General features: G+C 44.2%; 21 protein-coding genes, 2 tRNA genes and 1 other annotated feature. Of the genes, 6 read left to right on the top strand and 17 right to left on the bottom strand.

What is annotated here, in order from left to right; translation table 11 throughout:
- Positions 1-58: 58 nt before the first annotated feature.
- Positions 59-141: a sequence feature (23S ribosomal RNA rRNA prediction is too short), on the bottom strand.
- Positions 142-671: 530 nt separating this feature from the next.
- From F6K64_RS11565 to F6K64_RS11545, 5 genes are all read right to left on the bottom strand, one after another.
- Complete coding sequence (locus tag F6K64_RS11565; RefSeq protein WP_287252176.1) at positions 672-2,105, bottom strand: vWA domain-containing protein; 1,434 nt, start codon at positions 2,103-2,105, stop codon at positions 672-674.
- A 41-nt stretch (positions 2,106-2,146) separates the two neighbouring features.
- Positions 2,147-2,272: a hypothetical protein gene (locus tag F6K64_RS11560; RefSeq protein WP_008177514.1), complete on the bottom strand. Its 126-nt coding sequence runs from the start codon at positions 2,270-2,272 to the stop codon at positions 2,147-2,149.
- Positions 2,273-2,763: 491 nt separating this feature from the next.
- Positions 2,764-2,829, bottom strand: a tRNA-OTHER gene (locus F6K64_RS11555).
- A 165-nt stretch (positions 2,830-2,994) separates the two neighbouring features.
- Positions 2,995-3,066, bottom strand: a tRNA-Met gene (locus F6K64_RS11550).
- A gap of 587 nt (positions 3,067-3,653) precedes the next feature.
- The gene (locus F6K64_RS11545) at positions 3,654-3,854 is read right to left on the bottom strand and encodes a hypothetical protein (RefSeq protein ID WP_287252175.1); all 201 of its coding nucleotides are present in this window, start codon (positions 3,852-3,854) and stop codon (positions 3,654-3,656) included.
- A gap of 331 nt (positions 3,855-4,185) precedes the next feature.
- Between F6K64_RS11545 and F6K64_RS11540 the strand changes: the two genes are divergently transcribed.
- On the top strand, positions 4,186-4,476 hold the full coding sequence (locus F6K64_RS11540; RefSeq protein WP_008177507.1) for an SDR family oxidoreductase: 291 nt from the start codon (positions 4,186-4,188) through the stop codon (positions 4,474-4,476).
- Between the two features lie 445 nt (positions 4,477-4,921).
- Here the strand turns inward: F6K64_RS11540 and F6K64_RS11535 are convergent, their stop codons facing one another.
- From F6K64_RS11535 to rpmH, 6 genes are all read right to left on the bottom strand, one after another.
- Positions 4,922-5,437, bottom strand: a complete 516-nt coding sequence (locus tag F6K64_RS11535; protein ID WP_009148766.1) for a YceD family protein — start codon at positions 5,435-5,437, stop codon at positions 4,922-4,924.
- Positions 5,438-5,753: 316 nt separating this feature from the next.
- The gene (locus tag F6K64_RS11530; protein ID WP_009148770.1) at positions 5,754-6,248 is read right to left on the bottom strand and encodes a Jag family protein; all 495 of its coding nucleotides are present in this window, start codon (positions 6,246-6,248) and stop codon (positions 5,754-5,756) included.
- Positions 6,249-6,260: 12 nt separating this feature from the next.
- Positions 6,261-7,430, bottom strand: coding sequence for a membrane protein insertase YidC (yidC, locus tag F6K64_RS11525; protein WP_009148772.1), 1,170 nt, complete (start codon positions 7,428-7,430; stop codon positions 6,261-6,263).
- Positions 7,431-7,638: 208 nt separating this feature from the next.
- Positions 7,639-8,034, bottom strand: a complete 396-nt coding sequence (locus tag F6K64_RS11520) for a PH domain-containing protein (RefSeq protein WP_009148774.1) — start codon at positions 8,032-8,034, stop codon at positions 7,639-7,641.
- On the bottom strand, positions 8,024-8,431 hold the full coding sequence (gene rnpA, locus F6K64_RS11515) for a ribonuclease P protein component (protein ID WP_009148776.1): 408 nt from the start codon (positions 8,429-8,431) through the stop codon (positions 8,024-8,026). The genes F6K64_RS11520 and rnpA overlap by 11 nt, the downstream gene beginning before the upstream one ends.
- Before the next feature lie 127 nt (positions 8,432-8,558).
- Positions 8,559-8,696 (bottom strand): 50S ribosomal protein L34, encoded by a 138-nt coding sequence (gene rpmH, locus F6K64_RS11510; protein WP_044494288.1) that lies wholly within the window; start codon positions 8,694-8,696, stop codon positions 8,559-8,561.
- A 62-nt stretch (positions 8,697-8,758) separates the two neighbouring features.
- Here rpmH and F6K64_RS11505 point away from each other — a divergent pair, with 62 nt between their 5' ends.
- Positions 8,759-8,977 (top strand): hypothetical protein, encoded by a 219-nt coding sequence (locus tag F6K64_RS11505; protein ID WP_009148778.1) that lies wholly within the window; start codon positions 8,759-8,761, stop codon positions 8,975-8,977.
- A 65-nt stretch (positions 8,978-9,042) separates the two neighbouring features.
- Here F6K64_RS11505 and F6K64_RS11500 read toward each other — a convergent pair whose 3' ends face one another.
- Together F6K64_RS11500 and F6K64_RS11495 are read right to left on the bottom strand one after the other, a co-directional pair.
- Complete coding sequence (locus F6K64_RS11500) at positions 9,043-9,306, bottom strand: hypothetical protein (RefSeq protein WP_009148780.1); 264 nt, start codon at positions 9,304-9,306, stop codon at positions 9,043-9,045.
- Positions 9,307-9,497: 191 nt separating this feature from the next.
- A complete protein-coding gene (locus tag F6K64_RS11495) occupies positions 9,498-10,169 on the bottom strand; it encodes a sigma-70 family RNA polymerase sigma factor (protein ID WP_009148782.1) in 672 nt (223 codons plus the stop codon).
- A gap of 572 nt (positions 10,170-10,741) precedes the next feature.
- Between F6K64_RS11495 and F6K64_RS11490 the strand changes: the two genes are divergently transcribed.
- Positions 10,742-10,957, top strand: a complete 216-nt coding sequence (locus tag F6K64_RS11490) for a hypothetical protein (RefSeq protein WP_009148783.1) — start codon at positions 10,742-10,744, stop codon at positions 10,955-10,957.
- Positions 10,958-11,216: 259 nt separating this feature from the next.
- Here the strand turns inward: F6K64_RS11490 and F6K64_RS11485 are convergent, their stop codons facing one another.
- Positions 11,217-11,750: a DUF2808 domain-containing protein gene (locus F6K64_RS11485; RefSeq protein ID WP_009148785.1), complete on the bottom strand. Its 534-nt coding sequence runs from the start codon at positions 11,748-11,750 to the stop codon at positions 11,217-11,219.
- A 1,097-nt stretch (positions 11,751-12,847) separates the two neighbouring features.
- Here F6K64_RS11485 and pntA point away from each other — a divergent pair.
- From pntA to F6K64_RS11470, 3 genes are all read left to right on the top strand, one after another.
- On the top strand, positions 12,848-14,473 hold the full coding sequence (gene pntA, locus F6K64_RS11480) for a Re/Si-specific NAD(P)(+) transhydrogenase subunit alpha (RefSeq protein ID WP_009148791.1): 1,626 nt from the start codon (positions 12,848-12,850) through the stop codon (positions 14,471-14,473).
- A 487-nt stretch (positions 14,474-14,960) separates the two neighbouring features.
- Positions 14,961-16,424 (top strand): Re/Si-specific NAD(P)(+) transhydrogenase subunit beta, encoded by a 1,464-nt coding sequence (gene pntB / locus F6K64_RS11475; RefSeq protein WP_009148794.1) that lies wholly within the window; start codon positions 14,961-14,963, stop codon positions 16,422-16,424.
- 218 nt (positions 16,425-16,642) lie between these two features.
- A complete protein-coding gene (locus tag F6K64_RS11470; RefSeq protein WP_009148796.1) occupies positions 16,643-17,461 on the top strand; it encodes a tetratricopeptide repeat protein in 819 nt (272 codons plus the stop codon).
- A gap of 98 nt (positions 17,462-17,559) precedes the next feature.
- Here the strand turns inward: F6K64_RS11470 and F6K64_RS11465 are convergent, their stop codons facing one another.
- The 3 genes from F6K64_RS11465 to F6K64_RS11455 all read right to left on the bottom strand — a co-directional run bounded on the left by F6K64_RS11465 (position 17,560) and on the right by F6K64_RS11455 (position 21,261).
- Positions 17,560-19,092: a serine/threonine-protein kinase gene (locus tag F6K64_RS11465; RefSeq protein ID WP_009148798.1), complete on the bottom strand. Its 1,533-nt coding sequence runs from the start codon at positions 19,090-19,092 to the stop codon at positions 17,560-17,562.
- A gap of 236 nt (positions 19,093-19,328) precedes the next feature.
- A complete protein-coding gene (locus tag F6K64_RS11460; protein ID WP_009148800.1) occupies positions 19,329-19,775 on the bottom strand; it encodes a hypothetical protein in 447 nt (148 codons plus the stop codon).
- Positions 19,776-20,085: 310 nt separating this feature from the next.
- Positions 20,086-21,261 carry an anhydro-N-acetylmuramic acid kinase gene (locus F6K64_RS11455; protein WP_287265460.1) on the bottom strand — a complete coding sequence of 392 codons (1,176 nt, stop codon included), beginning with the start codon at positions 21,259-21,261 and terminating at the stop codon, positions 20,086-20,088.
- Positions 21,262-21,615 lie beyond the last annotated feature (354 nt).

Here is a 21,615-nt window from a genome sequence, read left to right as displayed (position 1 = left end):
TCCTGCTCGATTGTATTAATAATGTGCAAGTCGCCAGAGCAAAAGCGTTCGTCACTTAGAAGGAACTCCGCCGGTGAGTTACTACACACTCTTTAAATGATGGCTACTTCTAAGCCCACATTCCGGGTTCTTCGCGCCTTCCTCGCTTCACGCCCGTTACGTTAGAGTAACGGTACTATTCCTCTCGTACTATGTATGTAAGCTCTGGCTGTTAGGGCACACAAGTCGGTGAAATTTATAGAGGTGCGGATTCCAAACTTATAAGCCAAGTTTGATCCCAAGATTAGACTGGGTGACTGGATATACTGCTTCATCAGGAGTTATCAAGTCAGTCCAATTCTTAGAGGTGCAACTACTTATAGCTATCTAAACCTTGTCAAACATTATCCATTGTTTTATAATTAACTAAGTTAGTAACTTGTTTAACTTCGGAACACTACCGCCCAACGAAGAACTAAAAGCGAAGGCAGCTGGTCGTAAGTTAAGCGACGTAAAATAATGGACTGAGTGAAGTTACAGTGCGGTTTGAGAGTAGGCAGCAGAGCCTCCATTAATAAAATTAGCGCAATGCTTTTGGCATTGCTTTGTCGGCAACAACCATTAGTTTTCACGCTTTGCTATACCATCGTCTTATCTGCTTGTGAGTAGGTTTGTACAGGTTAAATGTTGCACTACTTATCATTTCGCACCGGTAGCGGTGTATCCAGAATCTCCATCAATAAGTCTAGCCGTGATGGACGAGTCATCAGTGGAACCAGGTTTGGTAGAGAATAGTAATCTCCAGCAAAGGTAAAGGTTTCTACTGGCACGTCTTGCTCCTTTAGTTTACTTTCCACCCAGTCGTAGGAGTAACCAACTCGGACAATAATCACATTGGGCATCAATCCCAATTCACGAGAGTAGGTCTTGTAAACTTTACCAAAGTAAGGTGCTGTGTTTTCACCTTCATCCGTAACCAAGATAATCTGGTCAACCGCCTGCTTCCGAGAACGCATTACTTCTAAAGCACAACCAATGCTAGTCCCACCCCCTGCCTTGATGTGCCTGAAGGCACTTTCCCAGTCACTCAACTCTTTTCCTTGAGCCTTAACTGGGTAAGGCATGGTATCGAAGGCATACACAAACAGCTCAGCTTCAGTAATACCAGAGATTAGGGCTGCCAGCCGCTTACCAACTTCAATGGCTTTGTCCATTGAACCGGACTTGTCCACTAGTAGAGCAGTGGGCTTGGTAATGGTACCTTTGCGCTTTACTTGCTCATTGGTAACTTGTTTTAACTTAGCAAGAGTTTGAGTATCTAACTGAGCAGCCTCAGCGGCAACTTGTGCCTTGAACGCAGAAACGCGATCGCTTGTCTGTGCCTGTTCTAGCTTTGCCTCAATCAACTCCTTGACCTGTGGGTGTTCCATCGCACCCCGCCCTTGGAGGGATTTGAGATTATTAATTACCTCTTGGGGTGTCATGGAATTAATTAGCGCCACCAAAACCGTAGGAGTGACAGAGCGCACAGCACCAATGGCGATGGTGTAGGGAATCTTATGTTCAACAATCAATTGCGCCTGTTCAGCAGCAGTTTCAGTTTTCGCTAACTGCTTCAGTATCCAAGCTAAAGAACCTTCTGGAGGATTGTCCTTAAATAATACAGCATCTGCTCTAGAGCTAGGCTTAATATGTAAACTAGCATAGAGATGCTTCATCGCCTTTCGACCCCGCAATGCTGCTCGGTCAAACAATGCTGGAGTTTTTTCCCGTGTCTTAAGGTAGCGCCGCACTGCTGTTCGAGCCGAACGAGGCACCTTATTGCGCTGCTGCTTCATGAAATCCACTACTCGTGCCACCTGGTATGGTGGGAATTTTTGCAGCATCACAAAGCCAGCATCTCGGTGTTCGGTCAAATTGCTAGTCAACAAATGACCTAGAAACACTTCTTTGTGGTCCCGGACATCCCCGTGACCCTCGTACCAAACGGCTAAGTGACCGTAAAAAATTGGGTCAAGTTCTACCATCAGTTGGTGCAATTCTGTCACTTGCTCCAGCTTACGATGGGGTGTAGTTAATAAACTGTTTAGTAATTCTAAACGCAGGTCACGCTCTTCAGTTTTCATAGGATTAACCTCCTATGCTCCTATGTAATTTCTGGACAAATCTATAAGTTATTTGATTGTTTGGTTGAAAGTTGGTTGAAGGTTGTTTGGTTGAAGGTTGAAGGTTGAAGGTTGTTTGGTTTACTAAAACCAACAAAAATGCCACCATTAATTAAATAATTTATCATCCCAATAATAATAAAATTAATGGTGGCTATTACTACCTCATTTAAATCATTAATCGTGAATAATAATCTAAATTAATTAACAATGATAAACTAATAATATCTGTAATTAATTTTAAATTATTCCTATAGCAAGCCTAAATTAATTGTCATAATTTTGAACCGAATTTATCTACTCCTTACTCCCTACTCCCTACTCTCTACTCCCTATTCCCTGTTTCCTTTGCTATAGAAGATTGAATCAATCCGCGCAAGTTCAGAAAGCCATTGTTTCACACACGGGATTTGAACCCGTATATACTTGAACAGAATCAAGTGCCTTACCATTTGGCGAGTATGAAAGCTTTCCGGGTCAGGGCGCGAAGGTGACTCAGTGAATTTTTAAAATTGTTTGGTTATGGCAGTGAAAACGATTAGAATTAGGGTCCCCGCGCAAGTCAATAAAGCTTTTAATAAAATGATGCTCTATCCATTTGAGCTACAGCGGCAAATAGCGCCACTGATAGGATTCGAACCTATAACCTTCCGATTCGTAGTCGGTAGTATGTAAGCTTCAGCGGTTAGGGCGCGGGGGTAAATTTGTAACACTTGCTTCTGTGCAAGTTAATACAAAATTGATAGGAACTTATAATAGTTTTTTAACCAGTACTTTTATCACTCTGTAGCATAATTTGGAAATTATTCCTAGAAGGTTGAATCAATCGCGCAAGTTCAGAAAGCCGTTGTTTCACACACGGGATTTGAACCCGCATATTCTCGATGATGAGTCAAGTGCCTTACCATTTGGCGAGTATGAAAGCTTTCCGGGTCAGGGCGCGAAGGTGACTCAGTGTCTTGATGCAGTCGCTCATGGGGGGAACCACGGCAGTCGCTCATGGGGGGGACCCCCAAGACCGCGCTGCCTCCCCAAGACCGCGCTGCATCGCTTAATTTTAAAGTTATTTAGTTATGGCAGTGAAAACCACTAGAATTAGGGTCCCCGCGCAAGTCAGTAAAGCTTTGAATAAAATGATGCTCTATCCATTTGAGCTACAGCGGCAAATAGCGCCGCTGATAGGATTCGAACCTATAACCTTCCGATTAGCAGATCGGTAGTATGTAAGCTTCAGCGGTTAGGGCGCGGGGGGAAATTGAGAACAATTGCTCCTGTGCAAGTTAACAAAAGCTTTATAGCAACTTACGACCGTCCTCACCAAGCATGGCTTAGCAGTGGACACGCACGCCAAATCTCTGTAAGACAATGGCTTAGTGCTCGCGCTCCTCGGTTACCCGAGTTCGCTACCTTAGGATCGTTATCTGTGTGTAGGCTTCTTGAGATTAGGGCACAGGACAAAAGGTTTAACCTTTTAACACCTTTTAACCATAAACCTTTTAACCACAAACCTTAACCATAAACCGCTTCAGGTCTTATAATCAGATTGCGGTTGGTACTGCGGTCGATGACATAAGAGGTAAAGCGCTCTGGGGCTACATCAAAGTACTTCGCGAGTTGCTGTTTAACAGCGGTATCGTTCATACTTTTGGCTATACCCAGCTGACCTTCAGCAATGTCGTAGGAACGACCTTCAAACCGAACATGAATCATTGGGCATCCCTCCTTGTAGCGTGATGTTTTCTCTTTAACCTTACTTTTATACTACAAGTATATTACAAATGTGTCAAGTCCTTGGCAAAAAATTTTTTAGGATTTAGGGATAACTGAGGTATTTGACTTATTTAACCCTTAAAAGCAGGCAGATTCATTAGACCTTATACTAGCGACGGTAACTTGGGGCTGATATCGTGAGATTTTTCGCGACCCGATTAAAGCTCAACTAGCCGAGTGTTTATCTCAAGATGCCAAATTTTACAGTAAAATTTCATTATTTAATACAATCGAGCTCACAATATTGAAATTAACTTTAAGCAAGCAATAGATGAGCAACTTTAAGGATCAAGTGGCACTAATCACAGGAGCTTCCTCTGGCATTGGAGCAGCTCTTGCTCATGAATTAGCCCGTCAAGGAGCCAATGTGGTACTCCTAGCTCGGCGAGCAGAACGATTAGAAGCCATAGCTTCACAAATTGATCCCAACGGTCAACGTGTACTTGCTATGCCCTGTGATGTCACAAAGGATGGTGACCTGGATAAAGCCGCAACCTTTGCCCGTAGTAAGTTCGGCAAAATTGATATCGTTGTTGCTAATGCTGGCTGGTGCAACATTTAACCTCTCTAAACCTACCCATCAGCAGGAATGATCTGTATAGCACCAGGTGAAAACCTGGTGGTTGTTGCCGACAAAGCGCGGATCATTATGTTCCGCGCGCCATTCCAATCCGACAGTTGAGCCTTTATGGTTGGTAGGTTATGCAAAAAAGGGTTAAAACTTATTGATTAAGGCTCAACTGTCTTACGGTAACTTCAAACCATGAGCGACTGCCGTGGTTCCCCCCATGAGCGACTGCATCAAGACGGGAATATAGCGTCAAAAATTATGACAATTCCTACACGGATTTTTATATAAGAGCCAATTACTCAAACAATAAATACTATAAAAAAATAATTAAACTTTGAACATAGCATTTTTATTTCCAAGAAACTTGGATAACGGCTCTGCTGCTAGTAACTCTCTGACCGATTTCCCCTTCAGCATTATACTACCAGGCAACTCACTATCCAGGAAGTTTTCTCTTCAGGGATTCTAGAGCGCCCCAACGTTGATCCCGTAGTTGATCCCGTAACTGTGCTTCACTGTTATCGTTAATCTGGATACCTATACATTCTTGGTCACACAGCTGCCGTGGCGGAATTGCCAGACATAGTTGTTCGTATAACCAAGTGTCTGGATAAAAATACCCCTGAGCTGGAAGGGTTTCTTGTAAATCATCCCACGTTATCTCCTGCTCTAGGGATTCATCCGAGAGTTGGTCAGCTGAGGAAGCTAACCAAACTAATTCGGATGTATCGATGCTTAGGCGGTGGTTGTACTGTTTTAAGCAGCGGTGACAAGTCAAGGTAATGATCGTTTCTGCTTGAGCACAGACCTCCAGGTAATTGCCTTGATGAGCCACTTGCACTTGACCTCGAACTGGGGTCAGTGTCGGTAAATCCACCAAGAATTGATTGACCGGAGTTACTTCTCTTTGCTCTGGTAATTTGAGCAACTCAGGAATATATATAGCCTCCATAATGCTTATCCTTTGCAGTTGACTGTTAAGCGTTGATGGTTAACCTTGAGCTTCTCAAACACTCATAGGACTTACCCATTTGCCCCCTAAATCCCCCGAGCGAGCAATCCCTCGCTCGGGGGACTTTGACATCATTACCCCCCAATATTGGGGGGCTAGGGGGGCTAAATCCACTTAAGCGCGTAAGTCCTGACTCAGCAAAAAGCGACCATTTATAGACTTAAATTGTTATATAGAGTTAATGCATTATGTTAGCCAGGTGGTGGGAATAATCCCAAGTACAATCAGCCGTGAGAGGGTGAAAATCCTGAATCTGTCAATACCTGCGACGCACCACCAGTCGTCGGTCTGGCTCTTGCCCTCGACTCAGAGTTTCTAGATCCTCAAAAGCCTTGAATAGGGTATGGACTTGACGCCGCTCTGCTGCCGATAGGGATTTCAATTCAAATTCTTTCCCGGTCTGACGGACTTTCATCGCAGCGTGTTCAGCGATCGCTTGAAGTTCCACTTGCCGTCTGGCTCGATAGCTATCTATATCGATGACGTAAACGGCTTGTTCCTGCTCATCATGACCCAAGTTAAGGAGGGAATTTGCTAAGTACTGGATAGAATCGATAACTTCCCCTTCCCGACCAATTAAAGTTTGAGTGTCTTTCGAGGTCAGTTGACTATTATCGATTGTCAACCAGTAGCTGGGTCGCTCTCCTAGAGGAGCTTCACCATCAGCTACCTCTATACTGGCGGGCAATCGAGATAATCGCAGGAGTTCTTCTAACCACTCTTTACCACGCTCCTGATGTTGATTTATCATACTAACTTGATGCTAACTTGATGCCTTTTTCTTTGAACGCTTGGGCTCAAAAGGTAATGCCTCTCGACCCTCTCCAGACTTAGCTGCTTGTCTTTTTGCCTCTTTTTCCTGCTGCTCAACTATTTCTTGCAAATTCTCTGGCAGAGGTTCTCTCGATAGAATGAAAGTCTGGATAGTTTGAAATATATTAGCTACAACAATATACATCAATACCCCAGCTGGCAGGGGAAAGAATAAGAACATGCCAGAAAACAATACTGGAGTAATCTGATTCACTGCCTTTTGCTGGTCACCGGCTTGCCCGGAACCTGCACCTGAACCAGACAACAGCTGGTTGACGTACAAACTGATCCCAAAGAAGAGAATCATCCCTACGATATCCCAGTGGATAGTGCCATCGTCATCAAAAGCACCCACTCTTCCTAAAGCATCAATAAATAGAAAGCCTTTGTTTGCAGCTATTCCCGGTAAGGTTCCCTGAAGCTTTACCTCTCCAGGCATCAGGGCTTCTAGTGTACCGTCCTCAAGAATACGTAAGCGGTCCTCTCCGTTGACTATTTGCCAAGTGGGACTGATATCGGTTTCTGGATGCTGAGCAATTAGTTGGTTTAAGGGTTGACCTTCAACAGTTTGAAACTCTACTCTGGTTTTTTCCCCAACTACCAGCTTATTTCCTGCCGGAAGTAGGGCGATGACTGGTTCATGTAAGCCATCGGTAATGTAAATATTTTGGGGTTTGGTGGTAAAGACTTTAGGCTGGATATATTCCAGCTGTTCTTGGGGAAAAATTTGTAAGTTGACGTCGTAGTTAATGTTTGCAAAAGGTGATCCCCGCAAGGTCGCAAATAGGGCAAACAGAACCGGCATTTGTACCAACAGTGGCAAACAACCGGCTAGGGGGTTGCCAAACTTTTGGAACAGCTTACTCATTTCTTCCTGCTGTTTAGCCGGGTCATCCTTGTAGCGCTCTTTTATTGCTTCTTGCTCCTTCTTCATCAGGGGTTGGGTGACTTTCATGCGCCTCATGTTGCGAATGGAGCCAGCATTAAGAGGGAAGAGGGCAAAGCGAATTACCAGGGTCAAGGCTATTATGGCTAAACCATAGCTAGGCACAATCCCGTAAAAGAAATCCAGGATTGGCAGCATGATGTTGTTGGAGATAAATCCGATACCAAAGTCCATTCGTTTGACGTTAACCTAGGCGCTATTGTAAAGTTTTCTGTGTCTAATGTAACTAATCTCCGTCCCTATGCGGTTCGGGTTTCCGACATTTATCAGGTAGATCTAATTACATCAAGCAGTTTAGCCGATTTAGGTGGCCAGATGTAGGAAAGGGAAGACTAGATCAGGGCAAGTGACCGATGTCAAGGTTTTCTTTTCAATGTTCTGTCTACATCATTTTGATGGCACTAACCGCTTTGCCTGTTTTGTCTGCTGCTCGTTCGGCAATGTAGTCGTAAATTTCTCTAAAGCGGGGTATTGCCCGCATTTCCAAACGGCTACCATCTTTTAGGGTAACGACAATATCTCCCCAAGTTCCTATACCACGGGGAACTGTGGCAATCTTTGAAACTTCAGAATAGATCACATCTGAGCGATCGCGTCCCCGCCAACCCCCAGTTATTGATATCCGGCGGCTGGTAATCCGATACCGTAGCCATAGAGCCCGGACAATAGCAGCTACGGTTAGAGGTATGAATATAATCGTAAATGCCAACAATATGCTAATGATCAGATCTCCCCGGTGAGGACCACCCTCATAAAATACATCTTCTCTAATGCCCATCCAACACCTCTGCTTTTACCAACAACTTTTCTAATTCTCTCAAAAGTTGTGCATATTCGCACTCTCTGGCTTCTGGTTTTACTATAAATACTAGTTTCCAACCGGGGGATAGGCGTGGTAATAATTGCCTGAGGGCGGATCGAATTTGCCGCTTAATCCGATTTCTAACAACTGCTTTCTTACTGACTTTTTGGCTGATGGAGATGCCAAGACGAGAGGGAGGGGGATTGTCTGGTAGGGATTTTTCTGGCGCAATGGTTTCTTTGGCAATCGGGGCAATAGTACTCTGTTGTAAACCCCGTAATGTTAGGTAACGCCCTGAACGACGAATACCCCAGCGATAAACTGTCTTAAAATCTCGCCAGTGCTTAAGTCGATTGGCTTGAGGCAATCCCAATACTTAACTTTAATCCTTGATTTTGTCAATTCCTTGAGCAGGATAAAGGCAGAAGAGCCACGGGAAATGGCTGTTTCTTAACCTTTTACCTTTCACTTGCAGCAGGTCGGCATCAATGCTTAGATGACTAGACCGAGAGACGACGCCGTCCCTTGCTTCTGCGAGCTCTAATCACATTGCGACCATCTTTGGTGCGCATCCGGGCACGAAAACCGGATTTTCTTTTTTGCTTACGGTTGGTCCCGCCTAGAGTGCGTTGAGTCATGGGTTTGCTGGAGGAATACTATGTACGAATACTATAAAGGATTGATTGCCAACTATAGCTGATTGTTGATCATACCATGTCAAGGGGTGATCTATCAAGGCAATCTATCAGCTATCAGTTATCAGCTATCAGCTATCAGCTATCAGCTATCAGCTATCAGCTATCAGCTATCAGCTATCAGCTATCAGTTATCAGTTTATGAGTTAGGTCACAGCGTCGAAGCGTCACAGCGTCGAAGCATCACAGCGTCGAAGCCTGTGCCACTGACCACTGATGGCTGACGGCTGATGGCTGATGGCTGATAACTGATAGCTGACCGCTGAATGCTTACACCCCTTCAGATGGTTTAGTCCTGGAATGCTGTATTAGGGGATGGCTCCTCTGTGGAAACCACGTTGAGTAAATTCCGAAGACCTTGATTCCACTTTTCTAGTTTTAAATAGTCGGTCATTTCAATTTCCTCAATTAAGGAGTTAAGGGATTCATCAAGATTAGCTAGCTCTAGGATTTCTGCCATCCGATTTGCATCTAATTCAGACAAAAACGGAAGAGCTATTAGCTGGCGATATTCTTCTGATAACTTACTATTTTTTTGGTTAATTATACTCATTATTTTCAACTTAACTTTTTTTCATTTGTAAATAAATATTTATTAGTAATTTATTATTTAATAAATAAAAATATTTTAAAAAATATATATTAATTATTTAATTAATAAAGGAAGATTGGGGCAATCAATGAAGGAATTACCCCAAGCGGTTTCCGCACCATAATTAGCTATAGTTAATCATAATATTTTGTTTACTGATTATGCTTCTTAAGCTCAAAAAATATTTTGCGCAAACGCTTTAGGGCACGATTACCTCGCTGTCTGGCAGACGCCTCAGTAATATCTTCTCCCTTAGAAGCTAGATGGTTTACTACTTGTTTCCAAGATAAGCCTTTTATGTGCCGTAACACGATTAGCTTGTTGTCCTTTGGCTCTAACTTTTGAAGAGCTAGCTCCAACAGCTTGAAGTTTTCCTCCTCAGAGTTTTCTGAGTCGAGACTATTGCTGTCTTCTAGTGCTATTTGATGTTCTTTAAAATTAGCATCCCATGACTTTTCTTTTTTTTGTTTATTTTTTTGTTTCCTGCTCATTTCACGGATGACATTGAATGAAGTCCTCCTGATCCAGGCTCTAGGTTTTTCAATCTCTTCGCCAGATTCTAGCAGTTTTATTCCCCGTAAATAGGTTTCAGTAATCACCTCGTATATTTGGTAATCCGGTAAATTAAATTGGCGTAGTTTGGACTTTATTCCGTTGATAAATGAAGTATTATCCCAAGTTTGCTTTACGCAGGCTATAATCAAAAAAACAAAAAGTTTTTGCCCAGAGCAAATTTGAGAATTTTTTACAATCAGCCTATAATAAATTGATAAAGATTTTTTTTTGGATAAAGGTTGAAACGCTTGGTCAAAATTTTCCTTCATTTATTATATATCCTCGAATAATTATGTCTGGTTTAGTGTTTTGATCATTTTTTGCAATAGGAGTGTAAATTCGCATAATCGATATCCGTATCAATGTTCCTCTATATATATGTGCAGAACTGTCAGAAAGTGTGACACCCTCTCGGGAAAATTTCCAAAAAAACAGGGTGCTTTAATTTTGAAGAGCAGCACCTCTAGAGCAATGAGCCAGTCAATGTCACAGAATCCTTGAACAGGCACATTAATATATAGCCTGGTGATCAGACTCTAAAGCTGCTAGTAGCGATTGAAAGAACATGCGTACTAATTTTGCGCAAAAATTCTTTGGGCAGGACTTACGCGGTTAAGTTGATATAGCCCCCCTAGCCCCCCAATTTTGGGGGGTAATGATGTCAAAGTCCCCCGAGCGAGGGATTGCTCGCTCGGGGGATTTAGGGGGCAAATGCGTAAGTCCTGTTGGGGTAGGAATTCTACTCTGAGTGAAAGCCTGCTGGATAGTTTGTAGCGTCTAGGCAGGCACTCAAGAGGAAATCGTGGCTATTTAACCAGTCGTCTCTAAGTGTTCAATCACTATGTTAAAGAATCAACAGAAAAAACCAAGTAAGTACAACTTCCCAGTTTGGCAAATTTCCTTACCGCTCTGTGGAGTCCTGATCTGCGCCATCGGAGCTATCACCACAGTCTATATGATCAACGGTCGCTATCTTTTTCACCTAAAGGCTACTCCCAAGGGACTGGAAATCATGACTGATGTAGACAAAAGGGAGATCAAAGAGACATTAAATTAGCACAATAAATCAATAGACCTCGCCGCAACAGTAGCGAGGTCTATTCAACAGGGGGAAACTAGTTTTGGGGGTCTGGCAGTTACCTCACTGGGGAGCATGTCACCCTTGTAATTATGTATATAGATCCCCCCTAACCCCCCTTAAAAAAGGGGGGAATTAGATTCAAAAGTCCCCCTTACTAAGGGGGAGCAACGGGGGATCTGAATCAGGGATTAACAAAACTAACATGCTCCGCTTCACCGAATTGAGAATTGCTATATTATCGACCAATACTCATAATCCAGGTACCGACATAACTGGGTAGTGGAATATCACCAGGGGCTAAGACATAACAAACGAAGTAATAGGTACCCCCATCAGGGTTTTTGACATTGGAAAATACTAATTCCACATTTTCATTGGCTGGAACTGCCTCTTCCATATAAATCTGAATGCTATAATTCTCTTTGTCCCAGACTACCTCAGAGACCGGGAGGGATTTACCGTCAACGCGCACCTCAATTTTGTCCACGTCGAACTTACCATCGTAGTAATCTGGATAAGAAATAGAAAACTGAGCGACTCCCAATTCCAGTTTCTTCTTGGGAATCCTCAAGCGGTAACGATCCCAGTAATTGGGGGCACCGTTAAAATCTAGGTGATATCTCAGGATATTTTCCCGCTTAACACCACTCCAGAGTACCAATCCGGGATTACTCTGGGCTAAGCTCCGAACCGATAGCCCGGTCAAGACACAACCAGCTAATGCGATCGCGGAAATCAGGCTTTTGATGGAAGATTTTGTGGATAGCATAAATCTAATGCTGCTGACTTGAGCTTACAGTTAACAGTTATTTGTTTTTTTACTGTACTACTTATATATATACACAAGCTATACCCAATATATATACGCAATATATCCCTAATACGTAAGCATTCAGCGGTCAGCGGTCAGCGGTCAGCGGTCAGCGGTCAGTGGTCAGTGGTCAGCGGTCAGTGGTCAGCCGTCAGCTTATTTGATTCAAAGTAGCTTGGCCTACAGCCAATGGCTGATAGCTGATAGCTGATGGCTGATAGCTGATAGCTGAATGCTTACCCTCATACCAATTTCAAAACACTATCGCTACACTTTAATCACCTATAACACTTTATTACACCATTACCATCATCATCTATAGTCAGTGACGGAATCGATCTGACTAGTAAAGATTACCTACGACAACTGAGTGCAACAGCACAATTCCTAAAACAAGTTAAAAATAATCCTCTCTTTTGGCAGATCACCATAGGATCCAAAAAGAGATCCGGTTATGGGGACAGATGTATTTGAACAGTCAGAGAAATTTATATAGAGAAATTTATGCCAGCAGTTCAAATTCAGCAAGAGGCCATGCCTGGTGTTGGATACCAGGACAAGTACCAGACAACGACAAGTAGCACAGATGGGAAGCCAGTCAGCTGATCAAGAGCGAGTCAATCACCCACCCTTAAGGGCATTGGCGGTGTCAGGGGGCAAACTGATCCTGTTCTAGTTGAACTTGGGAATCCTCTAAACAGGGTGAACATCCCCAGCAGGAAGAAGCTACAAGTTGCTAAAAACCACTCGAAATCAAAAGAAATAGAAGGATAGATTGTCATCAAGGGACAACATTTTTAAAAGAAGTTGTTACTTGATTCTATTTACCGAAAATAGTTAGGGAAAACAGTTATTATCGCCAGTTTTCCTGATTCTTGTTGTCCTCACCTAAGGAGTATTTTTCACCCATGACCAAAAGCTATGTTAGGAAATACGGTGGCCTTAGCCCCTGAAAGTGGCTGGTCTGGACATCCTTTGCCTGATGCTTCTAGACCCACCTTAGTGATCAACGAATTTTCCGTCGTTATTTCATTTAGACAACTGAAGGAGAGTCAATGACCCTAGCCATTCCCAAAGAGGCTGAAACGTTAGATTTACAGCCAACCAAAACTCGTATGAAGGTTGGTATCCCGAAAGAAATTTACCCAGGTGAATGCCGGGTAGCTGCTACACCGGATACAGCGAAGGTGCTCCAGAAACTTGGCTTTGATGTGCTGATTGAATCGGGAGCAGGAGAGACAGCGAATTTTCCTGACAATGCTTACGAACAAGCAGAATGCCAAATCATCCCTGATGCCAATAGCCTTTGGTCAGAGGCAGATATTGTTCTAAAAGTGCGTCCTCCTCAGATGCATCCAACTCTAAACAAGCATGAGTCTGAGTTGCTATCGGAAAATGGCACTTTAATCAGCTTTATCTGGCCAGGCCAAAACCAAGAACTGCTCGAACAACTCTCAAGCCGCAAGGCTACAGTGTTGGCTATGGATGCGGTACCCCGCATCACGAGGGCCCAAAAGATGGATGCCCTCAGTTCTATGGCCAATATTGCTGGTTACCGGGCTGTGATTGAGGCAGCGAATAACTTTGGTCGCTTTTTTACTGGGCAAATTACTGCAGCAGGAAAAGTTCCCCCAGCTAAAGTGTTGGTGATTGGTGCTGGCGTAGCTGGACTAGCTGCTATTGGTACCGCTAAAGGTCTGGGTGCTGTTGTGCGCGCCTTCGATACCCGCCCTGTGGTTAAGGAACAAGTGGAAAGCATGGGGGGAGAGTTTCTGGAACTGGACTTCAAAGAAGACGGTACCGGATCTGGGGGCTATGCCAAGGTGATGAGTAAAGAGTTCATCGAGGCGGAGATGGCATTGTTCGCTGCACAGGCTAAAGAAGTGGACATCATCATCACCACTGCCCTGATCCCCGGTAAAAAAGCACCGCTGCTGATCACCGAGGAAATGGTAGCGAGTATGAAAGAAGGCTCAGTGGTTGTCGATATGGCAGCTGAGCAAGGGGGCAACTGTGAGGTGAGCAAAGCCAATGAGGTCTACAAATACAAAGGTGTGACCATCATTGGATTAACTGACCTACCCAGCCGTATGGCTACTCAATCTAGCCAACTCTATGGCACCAACCTTTGTCATCTCCTCAAGGACATGGGTGGTAGTGAAAATTACCGTGTCGATATGGAGGATGAAGTGGTTCGGGGAGCCTTAGTCCTAAACGCTGGGGATGTAACCTGGCCCCCACCCAAGCGGCCTACACCTCCAGCACCTCCCAAACCCGCACCAGAACCCCAGACTGCGGTAACTAAAGAGCAGTCTGTGCCAGAGACGAAGAAATCAAAGGGTATCATGGGCTTGCTCTGGCCAGTGTTAGTGGGACTCGCCTTAGTTGGCTTGGGAATCGGAGCACCACCTTCTTTCCTCTCCCACTTCACGGTATTTATCCTGGCCTGCTTCGTAGGCTGGCAAGTGATCTGGAACGTAAAACCAGCCCTGCACACCCCCTTGATGAGTGTTACTAATGCCATTAGCGGCATCATCATCATTGGTGGAATGCTGCAAATTTCCGGCGCAGCCACCTCACCTACTACTATTCTGGGTGCGATCGCAATTTTAGTTGGAACCATCAACATCTCCGGTGGCTTCCTAGTAACCCAACGCATGCTCAAGATGTTTCAGAAATAGGTTAGCCGGTTAAAGGTTACAGGTTAAAGGTTACAGGTTGAAGGTTTGAAGGTTGAAGGTTTGAAGGTTGAAGGTTTGAAGGTTGAAGGTTGAAGGTTTGAAGGTTTGAAGGTTGAAGGTTGAAGGTTTGAAGGTTTGAAGGTTACAGGTTACAGGTTACAGGTTACAGGTTACAGGTTACAGGTTGAAGGTTACAGGTTATCTTCTGAACCTACCCTTCCGGAAGGCCAAAGGCCAACAACCAAACCACCTACCCTACACCGAACGCCAAAGGTGAACAACATTCAACCAACTAACCTTCAACCTTCAACCAACTAACCTTCAACCAACTAACCTTCAACCAACTAACCTTCAACCTTCAACCAACTAACCTTCAACCAACTAACCTTCAACCTTCAACCAACTAACCTTCAACCAACTAACCTACCCTTCGGGAACGCCAAGGGCGAACAACATTCAAGTTGAACACCATAAAACTAAGGAGACTATGTCAAATAATCTGTTGACAGTTGCCTATATTGCAGCTAGCGCTTTGTTCATTCTCAGCCTGGGGGGATTGTCTAACCAGGAAAGCGCCCGTAAAGGCAATATTTACGGCATTCTTGGGATGCTGATTGCCTTTGTTGCCACTGCCCTAAGTAGCGATGTAACGGCATACCTCACTCTGGGAGGGATGATTCTACCAGGAGTGATAATTGGTGCGATCGTGGCATCTCGGGTAGCCATGACCTCCATGCCAGAACTGGTAGCAATTCTCCATAGTTTTGTCGGTCTTGCAGCTGTACTGGTGGGTATTGCCAATTACCTGCAAGGGGAGGAATCCCTAACGGGTGCAGAAGTAACTATTCACCAGTTAGAAATTTATATTGGTGTGTTCATTGCAGCAATTACCTTCACCGGTTCAGTGATAGCCTTTGGGAAACTACGAGCTATCATCAGCAGCAAACCCCTAATGTTACCAGCACGCCACGTACTCAATCTGGCTATGCTTGGGGCTGTGATCGGGCTGGGTTACCAGTTCATGACAGCAGAGGGGACGACTGGTCTGCAACCCCTGTTGATTATGGCTGCGATCGCATCAGTTTTAGGCATCCACTTAGTAGCTGCTATTGGGGGTGCTGATATGCCAGTGGTCATCTCCATGCTCAATAGTTATTCCGGATGGGCCGCTGCAGCAGCAGGCTTTATGCTGTCCAATGACCTGTTAATTATCACTGGTGCCCTAGTAGGTAGTAGTGGTGCTATCCTCAGCTACATCATGTGCCGAGCCATGAACCGTTCCTTCTTCAGCGTGATTTTAGGAGGCTTCGGCGAAGGTGCAGGAACTACAGCTAAAGCTAAAGGTGGTGATCAGCCCGAAGGTCAAGTCACCGAGACCACAGTAGAAGATACCGTAGAGCTGCTACAAGGGGCCAAGAGTGTTATCATTGTTCCCGGTTACGGTATGGCAGTAGCTCAGGCTCAGCATCCCGTGTCCGATATTACCAAGATTTTGAGGAATGCCGGTATCAATGTTCGCTTTGGCATTCATCCAGTCGCTGGACGATTACCAGGACACATGAACGTGCTGCTGGCTGAAGCAAATGTGCCTTATGATATCGTTCTAGAAATGGATGAGATTAACGAGGACTTCCCAGAAACCGATGTAGTACTAGTGATTGGCGCTAATGATACCGTTAACCCTAGTGCCATGGAAGACCCCAGTAGCCCAATTGCTGGCATGCCAGTCTTAGAGGTTTGGAAAGCTGGTACCGTGGTGGTGATGAAACGGGGAATGTCCAGTGGCTATGCTGGCGTTGGCAATCCCTTGTTCTTCAAAGAAAACACCAATATGCTCTTCGGTGATGCCAAGACTAACGTTAGCGCTATCCTAGGCAAGCTCGTAGAATCTAGCCGGGACAGTGCAGCATCCAGCTCAGGAAAAGTCTTAGCTACATCCTCTGCGGGCTGAGTAAGGGTTAGAGGGGAATGACACCCTCGTTAAGGCTCAAACCTTGACTTGATGTCGAGTGTGGCGGAAGGTAGGAGTGTGGGAAGAGAGGGGATATTTTCTGGTAAAAATTCCCTGCTATTCTCCCCTCCTTCTTCTTACTCTTGCCTATCTTTGTAAGCATGAGCTAAATACTTACATTTTATCTTTCATTTCACAGGATAACGGAAATAATTGATATGGGTTTTTCTGTAGACGTTACTAGCAGCAACTACGCCACTGAAGTTTTAGAAAAGTCTTTTGAGAAGCCTGTATTAGTAGACTTCTTTGCTACCTGGTGTGGCCCCTGTCAACTGCTCAAACCAACTTTAGAGAAACTAGCTAAAGAATATGACTTTGTATTAGCAAAAGTTGATATTGACCGCAACCAAGACTTAGCGAACAACTTTAAAATTGAGGGAGTACCCGATGTCAGAATTGTCACCAATGGTGATATTATTCCTGGTTTTGTGGGGGTTTTACCAGAGATTCAGTTGCGGGAAATGTTGGCTAGGTTAAATCTGAAGTCTGAGCTAGACATTGGACTAGAAGAAGCTCGGGTTGCCATGGCAACTCAGGATATATCCCGAGCCAAACAGCTGTTTGAGCAGCTAATTGCCAAGTATCCAGAGAATCAAAGTTTAGTCATTGAAGTTGCCAATTTTTTGGTTCATATTAATGAGCCAGAACAGGCAACCACAGTGTTAGAAACCATTGGATACAATGATCGAGAATACTTCCCTAGAGCTCAGGCAGTTAGAGCATTGATTCAATTTAAGCAGCAGGCTAATCCTATTGGGGAAAGTCAATTAGATCAGTTATTTGCTCAGGCATCTCGGTTAGTTGTAGAGGGAGAATATGAAGCAGCACTCAAAATATTTTTAGAAATTGTCAGTAAACATCGTAACTATAGAGATGATGGTGCAAGAAAATCCATGATTGCGGTGTTTGATGTGCTCGGTAATGACCATCCCCTGACGAAAAAGTATCAGCGGGAGTTGATGCTATCCCTATATTAGTTTTGGCTGACGGTTTAATAGGTAAAATCGAAAATAGAAAAAAAATAAATATCTTTTAAAGTAACCAATTGCCAGGAACCAATTGCCAGGAACAAGTTTTAACCTGAGATATCAGTAGGGTAATCTGTATGAGCAGCTTCTAACTTCATTAAAATCTTCGGCTTCAGCTTTTCAAACTCTTGTTTAAGTATTCGTTTGCTCAACATTCCTTGATTAGTTGATTTTATTGTCTTAGACGTATTCGCCCAATCAATGAATAGCTGGCGTTGGGCAGGAGCAATGGTTGAGGTCATTACATTAGCACAGTATTCTGGTTGTGATTTGGCAAAAAACAAAATACGGTAATATCCAGTATCTCCCAAAAGTCTGATTATGTTCTGACCCTGATTTGTTTTGAGGTCTAAGTAGCAAGGAAACCAACAAGCACCGTGGTAGCGATTATGCACTGCGGTAATCCATAGCACCATTGGATGAGGTACCATCACATACAAGAATTGGTTGTAGCGTGTACTAACCTGACGGTTCTCAATCTCTTCTTTAGTAAGCATCACCCAGAGGGTAGGAAAGGTTGTGCTAGTGGTACGAATTATCTTAGGAAAGACAATAGATGCTTTAGGCTTGTCATCGGGCCAGGAGGTTCGCCGAGAAACATCATTCCCTGATACGGGAAGTATTTCTGTTGCCTTACTCAGAGGCTTCTCGGATAGTATTGTTTGAATCCGATTACCCAGATAGCGACCGCGATCATGACCTTCGTTTAATGAATCCAATGCTCGTAGGATAATCCCGACATTTTGAGGACGATCAGATACCTCTTTCGCTATACAGGTCATGATTAGGTTCTCTAGGGACTTCGGCAGCTTTAGCTTGGGGTTAATCGATCCAAAGGATTTAGGTGGGCTGAAGTGATGAGCTTTGTACCAACTACCAAAGGAATGATCTTCTGGAAGAATGGGCATGTGACCAGTTAACATCTCAAACATCATCACCCCGAGACTATAGATATCAGAGCGTTTATCTAGTTCCTTTCCCTCCATTTGTTCCGGTGAACAATAGGCTAGAGTACCCATAAAAGAATGGGTTTGAGAACCATCAAACTGAAGAAGCTTAGCAATGCCAAAGTCAAGGATTTTGATCAGTTCACCGAAGGAGGAATCTTCGACAACGAGAATGTTACTGGGTTTAATATCACGATGCACAATTGGAGTGAGTGTGCCTTTAAATACAATGCCTTGGTGAGCACATTGTAATCCCAGACAAATTTGGCGGGTAATATGCAAAAATCGGGGTAAGGATAGGGTTTTAGTGTGAATTATTTGGCTTAAATTTCCCCCTGCCAAGTATTCCATGACGTAGAAGGAAATATCGTTTTCATCTATGCCATAGTCCCTAACTCGCACGATGTGATTGCTTTTCTCACCAAGCAAAGCGCAAATCGTTGCTTCCCGCTCAAAGCGATCGCGCATTTTTTGGTTCAATAATGTATGGGAGAGAAACTTGACGGCAACCGTTACACCTCCGAGGAGCATATCTTTGGCTTGATACACTTGACCCATAGCACCTTTGCCGATCAACTTGACCAGTTGATAGCGATTGGCGAGTAGACGACCTTTGTTAGGGTCTGTGATCATAAGTTCTTTGGTGAGGTCTGGAAACTAACGTGTTCATGAATCATTAGTCTCTAGTCATCGCTAATTGGTCATTGGTCATTGGTCTTTTGTTAATACCAGGAGACTTAATGTGGATCACAAAGGACTAAGGACAAAACTGACTAAGGACAAAACTGACTAAGGACTAAGGAAGATGAACTCAATAGCAACGGTCACAGGCGTACTGCTTTTAAAACTTCCTTAATTCCAGAATACTTCTATTGTGGCTGACGTTCCAAAGTTGCTTCCATTGTGCTATTGAGATAATGACCTGCCATAATGCTACTGGAGAGGTAGTATATATTTTCATTACGTTGATACCGGGTTTCAAAACCACTGCGTCGTTGGCGATCCCCTAATACCCAATACCGTTGCACAATGGATTCTGGAGCCACCCATCCTTCTCCCTCGACACGACCTAGGAGGCTGTGCTGTAAGACAAAGGTATACTTGGGCTCGCCAGTATCGAGACGCCCTAGATACTGGCAAGAGATATCCTCCCGTTCACTATTGGGAAAAACCAGTCTTGTGACCATAGTAAACCAGTTTTCCCGACTCCAGGTAACCATAGTCCCACCTCTGACTACAATTAATTTTCCATTGCGTTCCAGCCAATTGCCCCGAAGTGTCCAGCGTCCTTCCTCCAATAAAAAGGTGTGAGCCACAGTGTTACTCTTTATCTGTTACTGAATATTACCCTCTCATTCCCCACTCATTCTAGCTGCTATACCTAAGGTTGTGGGGTTTACCCCCTCAGGTTATCCCATTGGCAAACTTCCACGAGTAGCCCAACTGCTACGGAGCAACAGACAAACTAGTTAAACTCTCCCCCAGACTCACCCACGGGGGATTCTAAGCTGATATGGCAAGAGCAGCTGATTAACTGCATTTCACAACGCTTACGATCCCTGTCTTGATGCAATAGCGAGTGGGGGGGACCCCCAAGACCGCGCTGCATCGCTAAAATACTGAGTTTTAGGATGACTGGTGTTGCGATCTCGGAGAATAGAGGTTTCCTAAACATACAGCCTCTGAAGCACCGGTTACTTGAGGTAGATTGCCGGGAATACCCAGGTTACGCCAATGAGCCAAAACAGCAAATGCGATCGCTTCTTTAAAATCCCGACTTAACCCAACCTGGTCAGTGGTTAATACTGGCACCGAATCTAGTCTAATTTGCAGCCGTTGCTTCAAGTATAAATTGCTTGCCCCTCCACCACACAAGAGTACTTGGTCTGGCATGTGAGGCAAGAAGTTGCGATAGCTCTCAACAATAGAGGCAACAGTGAGTTCTGTGAGTGTTGCCAGGAAATCAGCAGGAGCAAGGTTATAGGCTTCGCTTTCTACCAAACACTGCTTGAGATAATCTCGACTAAACAACTCTCGTCCGGTAGATTTTGGTGGCGGTATCTTGAAGAACTCTTGAGCAAGCCACTGTTCTACCAGAGCCTCACAGGGAGTGCCACTCGCTGCCCACTCTCCATTGTAATCATAGGTTTTGCTACCGTTGGTAAAATACTCGACAGCCAGATCTAACAGGGCATTCCCGGGACCCGTATCCCAGCCATATACCTGTTCCAACCAATTCCCTTGACTAACTGGCAAGTAAGTAACATTACTAATACCACCAATATTTTGGATACATCGGTTATGGCTAGATGACCGGAGCAAACAGGCATCTATCTTAGGAACTAGAGGCGCACCTTCTCCCCCAGCAGCAATGTCAGCCACACGGAAATTGCTGATGGTCTTGATACCGGTAATCTCAGCAATCACCTCTCCCCGTCCTAGTTGAAGGCTATATCCCAGAGTCGTTACAGGTTGTTCGCCTTTGACCCCTAATGGTCGATGGTATACTGTTTGACCATGGGACCCAATTAACTCAGCGGGGGGATGACCACTCCCAATTCCCAATGCTGCTTGGGCAAATTGAAATGCGATCGCATCATCCAATGCTGCCAATTCTGCCATGGATAGGGGACTTCCAGCACAGACAGCTAGAATTTTTTCCCTGAGTTCAGTGGGGTAGCCATAGGTAGCACCAGCCAGTAACTCAATCTTTAAATCTAAGTCTGAGCCAGAAATTTCTACTAGTGCAGCATCGATGCCATCTACAGATGTACCGCTGATTAAGCCAATTACACGGGTCATCTTAAAATTGTGTTGCGTTAAAGTAAGCTAAAGATAGCAATATAATAGAGAAGAGGCAACGGATGGGTAACGGATGTAACGGATAGGAGAAAATGGGAAATAAAAATAGGTTTATTTTCTGCCTTATGTTAGCTACTGACTAGTAATTAATGTTTAGTTAGTCTATCGTTAACTATTTCTGGTTTATTTCTAATATTACCACATAACAATAACAAAACCCCTAATACTTTAAGCGCAGGAATCAAAATAAGTGGCTAATAACTTTAGCTGAGCTATTTGACGATGTGGTTAATGGTTATATTTTGGCAGAAAGTCCAGCAAAAAAACCCTAAGCCCGAAGGAACGGCTCAGGGT

It is taken from the genome of Moorena sp. SIO3A2 (assembly GCF_010672265.1).
GTDB lineage: Bacteria > Cyanobacteriota > Cyanobacteriia > Cyanobacteriales > Coleofasciculaceae > Moorena > Moorena producens.
Note: the sequence above shows the minus strand (reverse complement) of the source record. Positions and strands in the feature narration are given on the sequence as shown.

What these genes read in the sequence shown, in the direction of transcription:
- F6K64_RS11490 (WP_009148783.1), top strand. Translation starts at nt 10,742, where the DNA reads ATGTTAAAGAATCAACAGAAAAAACCAAGTAAGTACAACTTCCCAGTT.
- yidC (WP_009148772.1), bottom strand. Translation starts at nt 7,430, where the DNA reads ATGGACTTTGGTATCGGATTTATCTCCAACAACATCATGCTGCCAATC.
- F6K64_RS11565 (WP_287252176.1), bottom strand. Translation starts at nt 2,105, where the DNA reads ATGAAAACTGAAGAGCGTGACCTGCGTTTAGAATTACTAAACAGTTTA.
- F6K64_RS11495 (WP_009148782.1), bottom strand. Translation starts at nt 10,169, where the DNA reads ATGAAGGAAAATTTTGACCAAGCGTTTCAACCTTTATCCAAAAAAAAA.
- pntB (WP_009148794.1), top strand. Translation starts at nt 14,961, where the DNA reads ATGTCAAATAATCTGTTGACAGTTGCCTATATTGCAGCTAGCGCTTTG.
- F6K64_RS11520 (WP_009148774.1), bottom strand. Translation starts at nt 8,034, where the DNA reads ATGGGCATTAGAGAAGATGTATTTTATGAGGGTGGTCCTCACCGGGGA.
- F6K64_RS11540 (WP_008177507.1), top strand. Translation starts at nt 4,186, where the DNA reads ATGAGCAACTTTAAGGATCAAGTGGCACTAATCACAGGAGCTTCCTCT.
- F6K64_RS11545 (WP_287252175.1), bottom strand. Translation starts at nt 3,854, where the DNA reads ATGATTCATGTTCGGTTTGAAGGTCGTTCCTACGACATTGCTGAAGGT.
- F6K64_RS11530 (WP_009148770.1), bottom strand. Translation starts at nt 6,248, where the DNA reads ATGATAAATCAACATCAGGAGCGTGGTAAAGAGTGGTTAGAAGAACTC.
- F6K64_RS11465 (WP_009148798.1), bottom strand. Translation starts at nt 19,092, where the DNA reads ATGATCACAGACCCTAACAAAGGTCGTCTACTCGCCAATCGCTATCAA.
- F6K64_RS11500 (WP_009148780.1), bottom strand. Translation starts at nt 9,306, where the DNA reads ATGAGTATAATTAACCAAAAAAATAGTAAGTTATCAGAAGAATATCGC.
- F6K64_RS11560 (WP_008177514.1), bottom strand. Translation starts at nt 2,272, where the DNA reads ATGATAAATTATTTAATTAATGGTGGCATTTTTGTTGGTTTTAGTAAA.
- F6K64_RS11535 (WP_009148766.1), bottom strand. Translation starts at nt 5,437, where the DNA reads ATGGAGGCTATATATATTCCTGAGTTGCTCAAATTACCAGAGCAAAGA.
- F6K64_RS11485 (WP_009148785.1), bottom strand. Translation starts at nt 11,750, where the DNA reads ATGCTATCCACAAAATCTTCCATCAAAAGCCTGATTTCCGCGATCGCA.
- F6K64_RS11455 (WP_287265460.1), bottom strand. Translation starts at nt 21,261, where the DNA reads ATGACCCGTGTAATTGGCTTAATCAGCGGTACATCTGTAGATGGCATC.
- rpmH (WP_044494288.1), bottom strand. Translation starts at nt 8,696, where the DNA reads ATGACTCAACGCACTCTAGGCGGGACCAACCGTAAGCAAAAAAGAAAA.
- F6K64_RS11470 (WP_009148796.1), top strand. Translation starts at nt 16,643, where the DNA reads ATGGGTTTTTCTGTAGACGTTACTAGCAGCAACTACGCCACTGAAGTT.
- pntA (WP_009148791.1), top strand. Translation starts at nt 12,848, where the DNA reads ATGACCCTAGCCATTCCCAAAGAGGCTGAAACGTTAGATTTACAGCCA.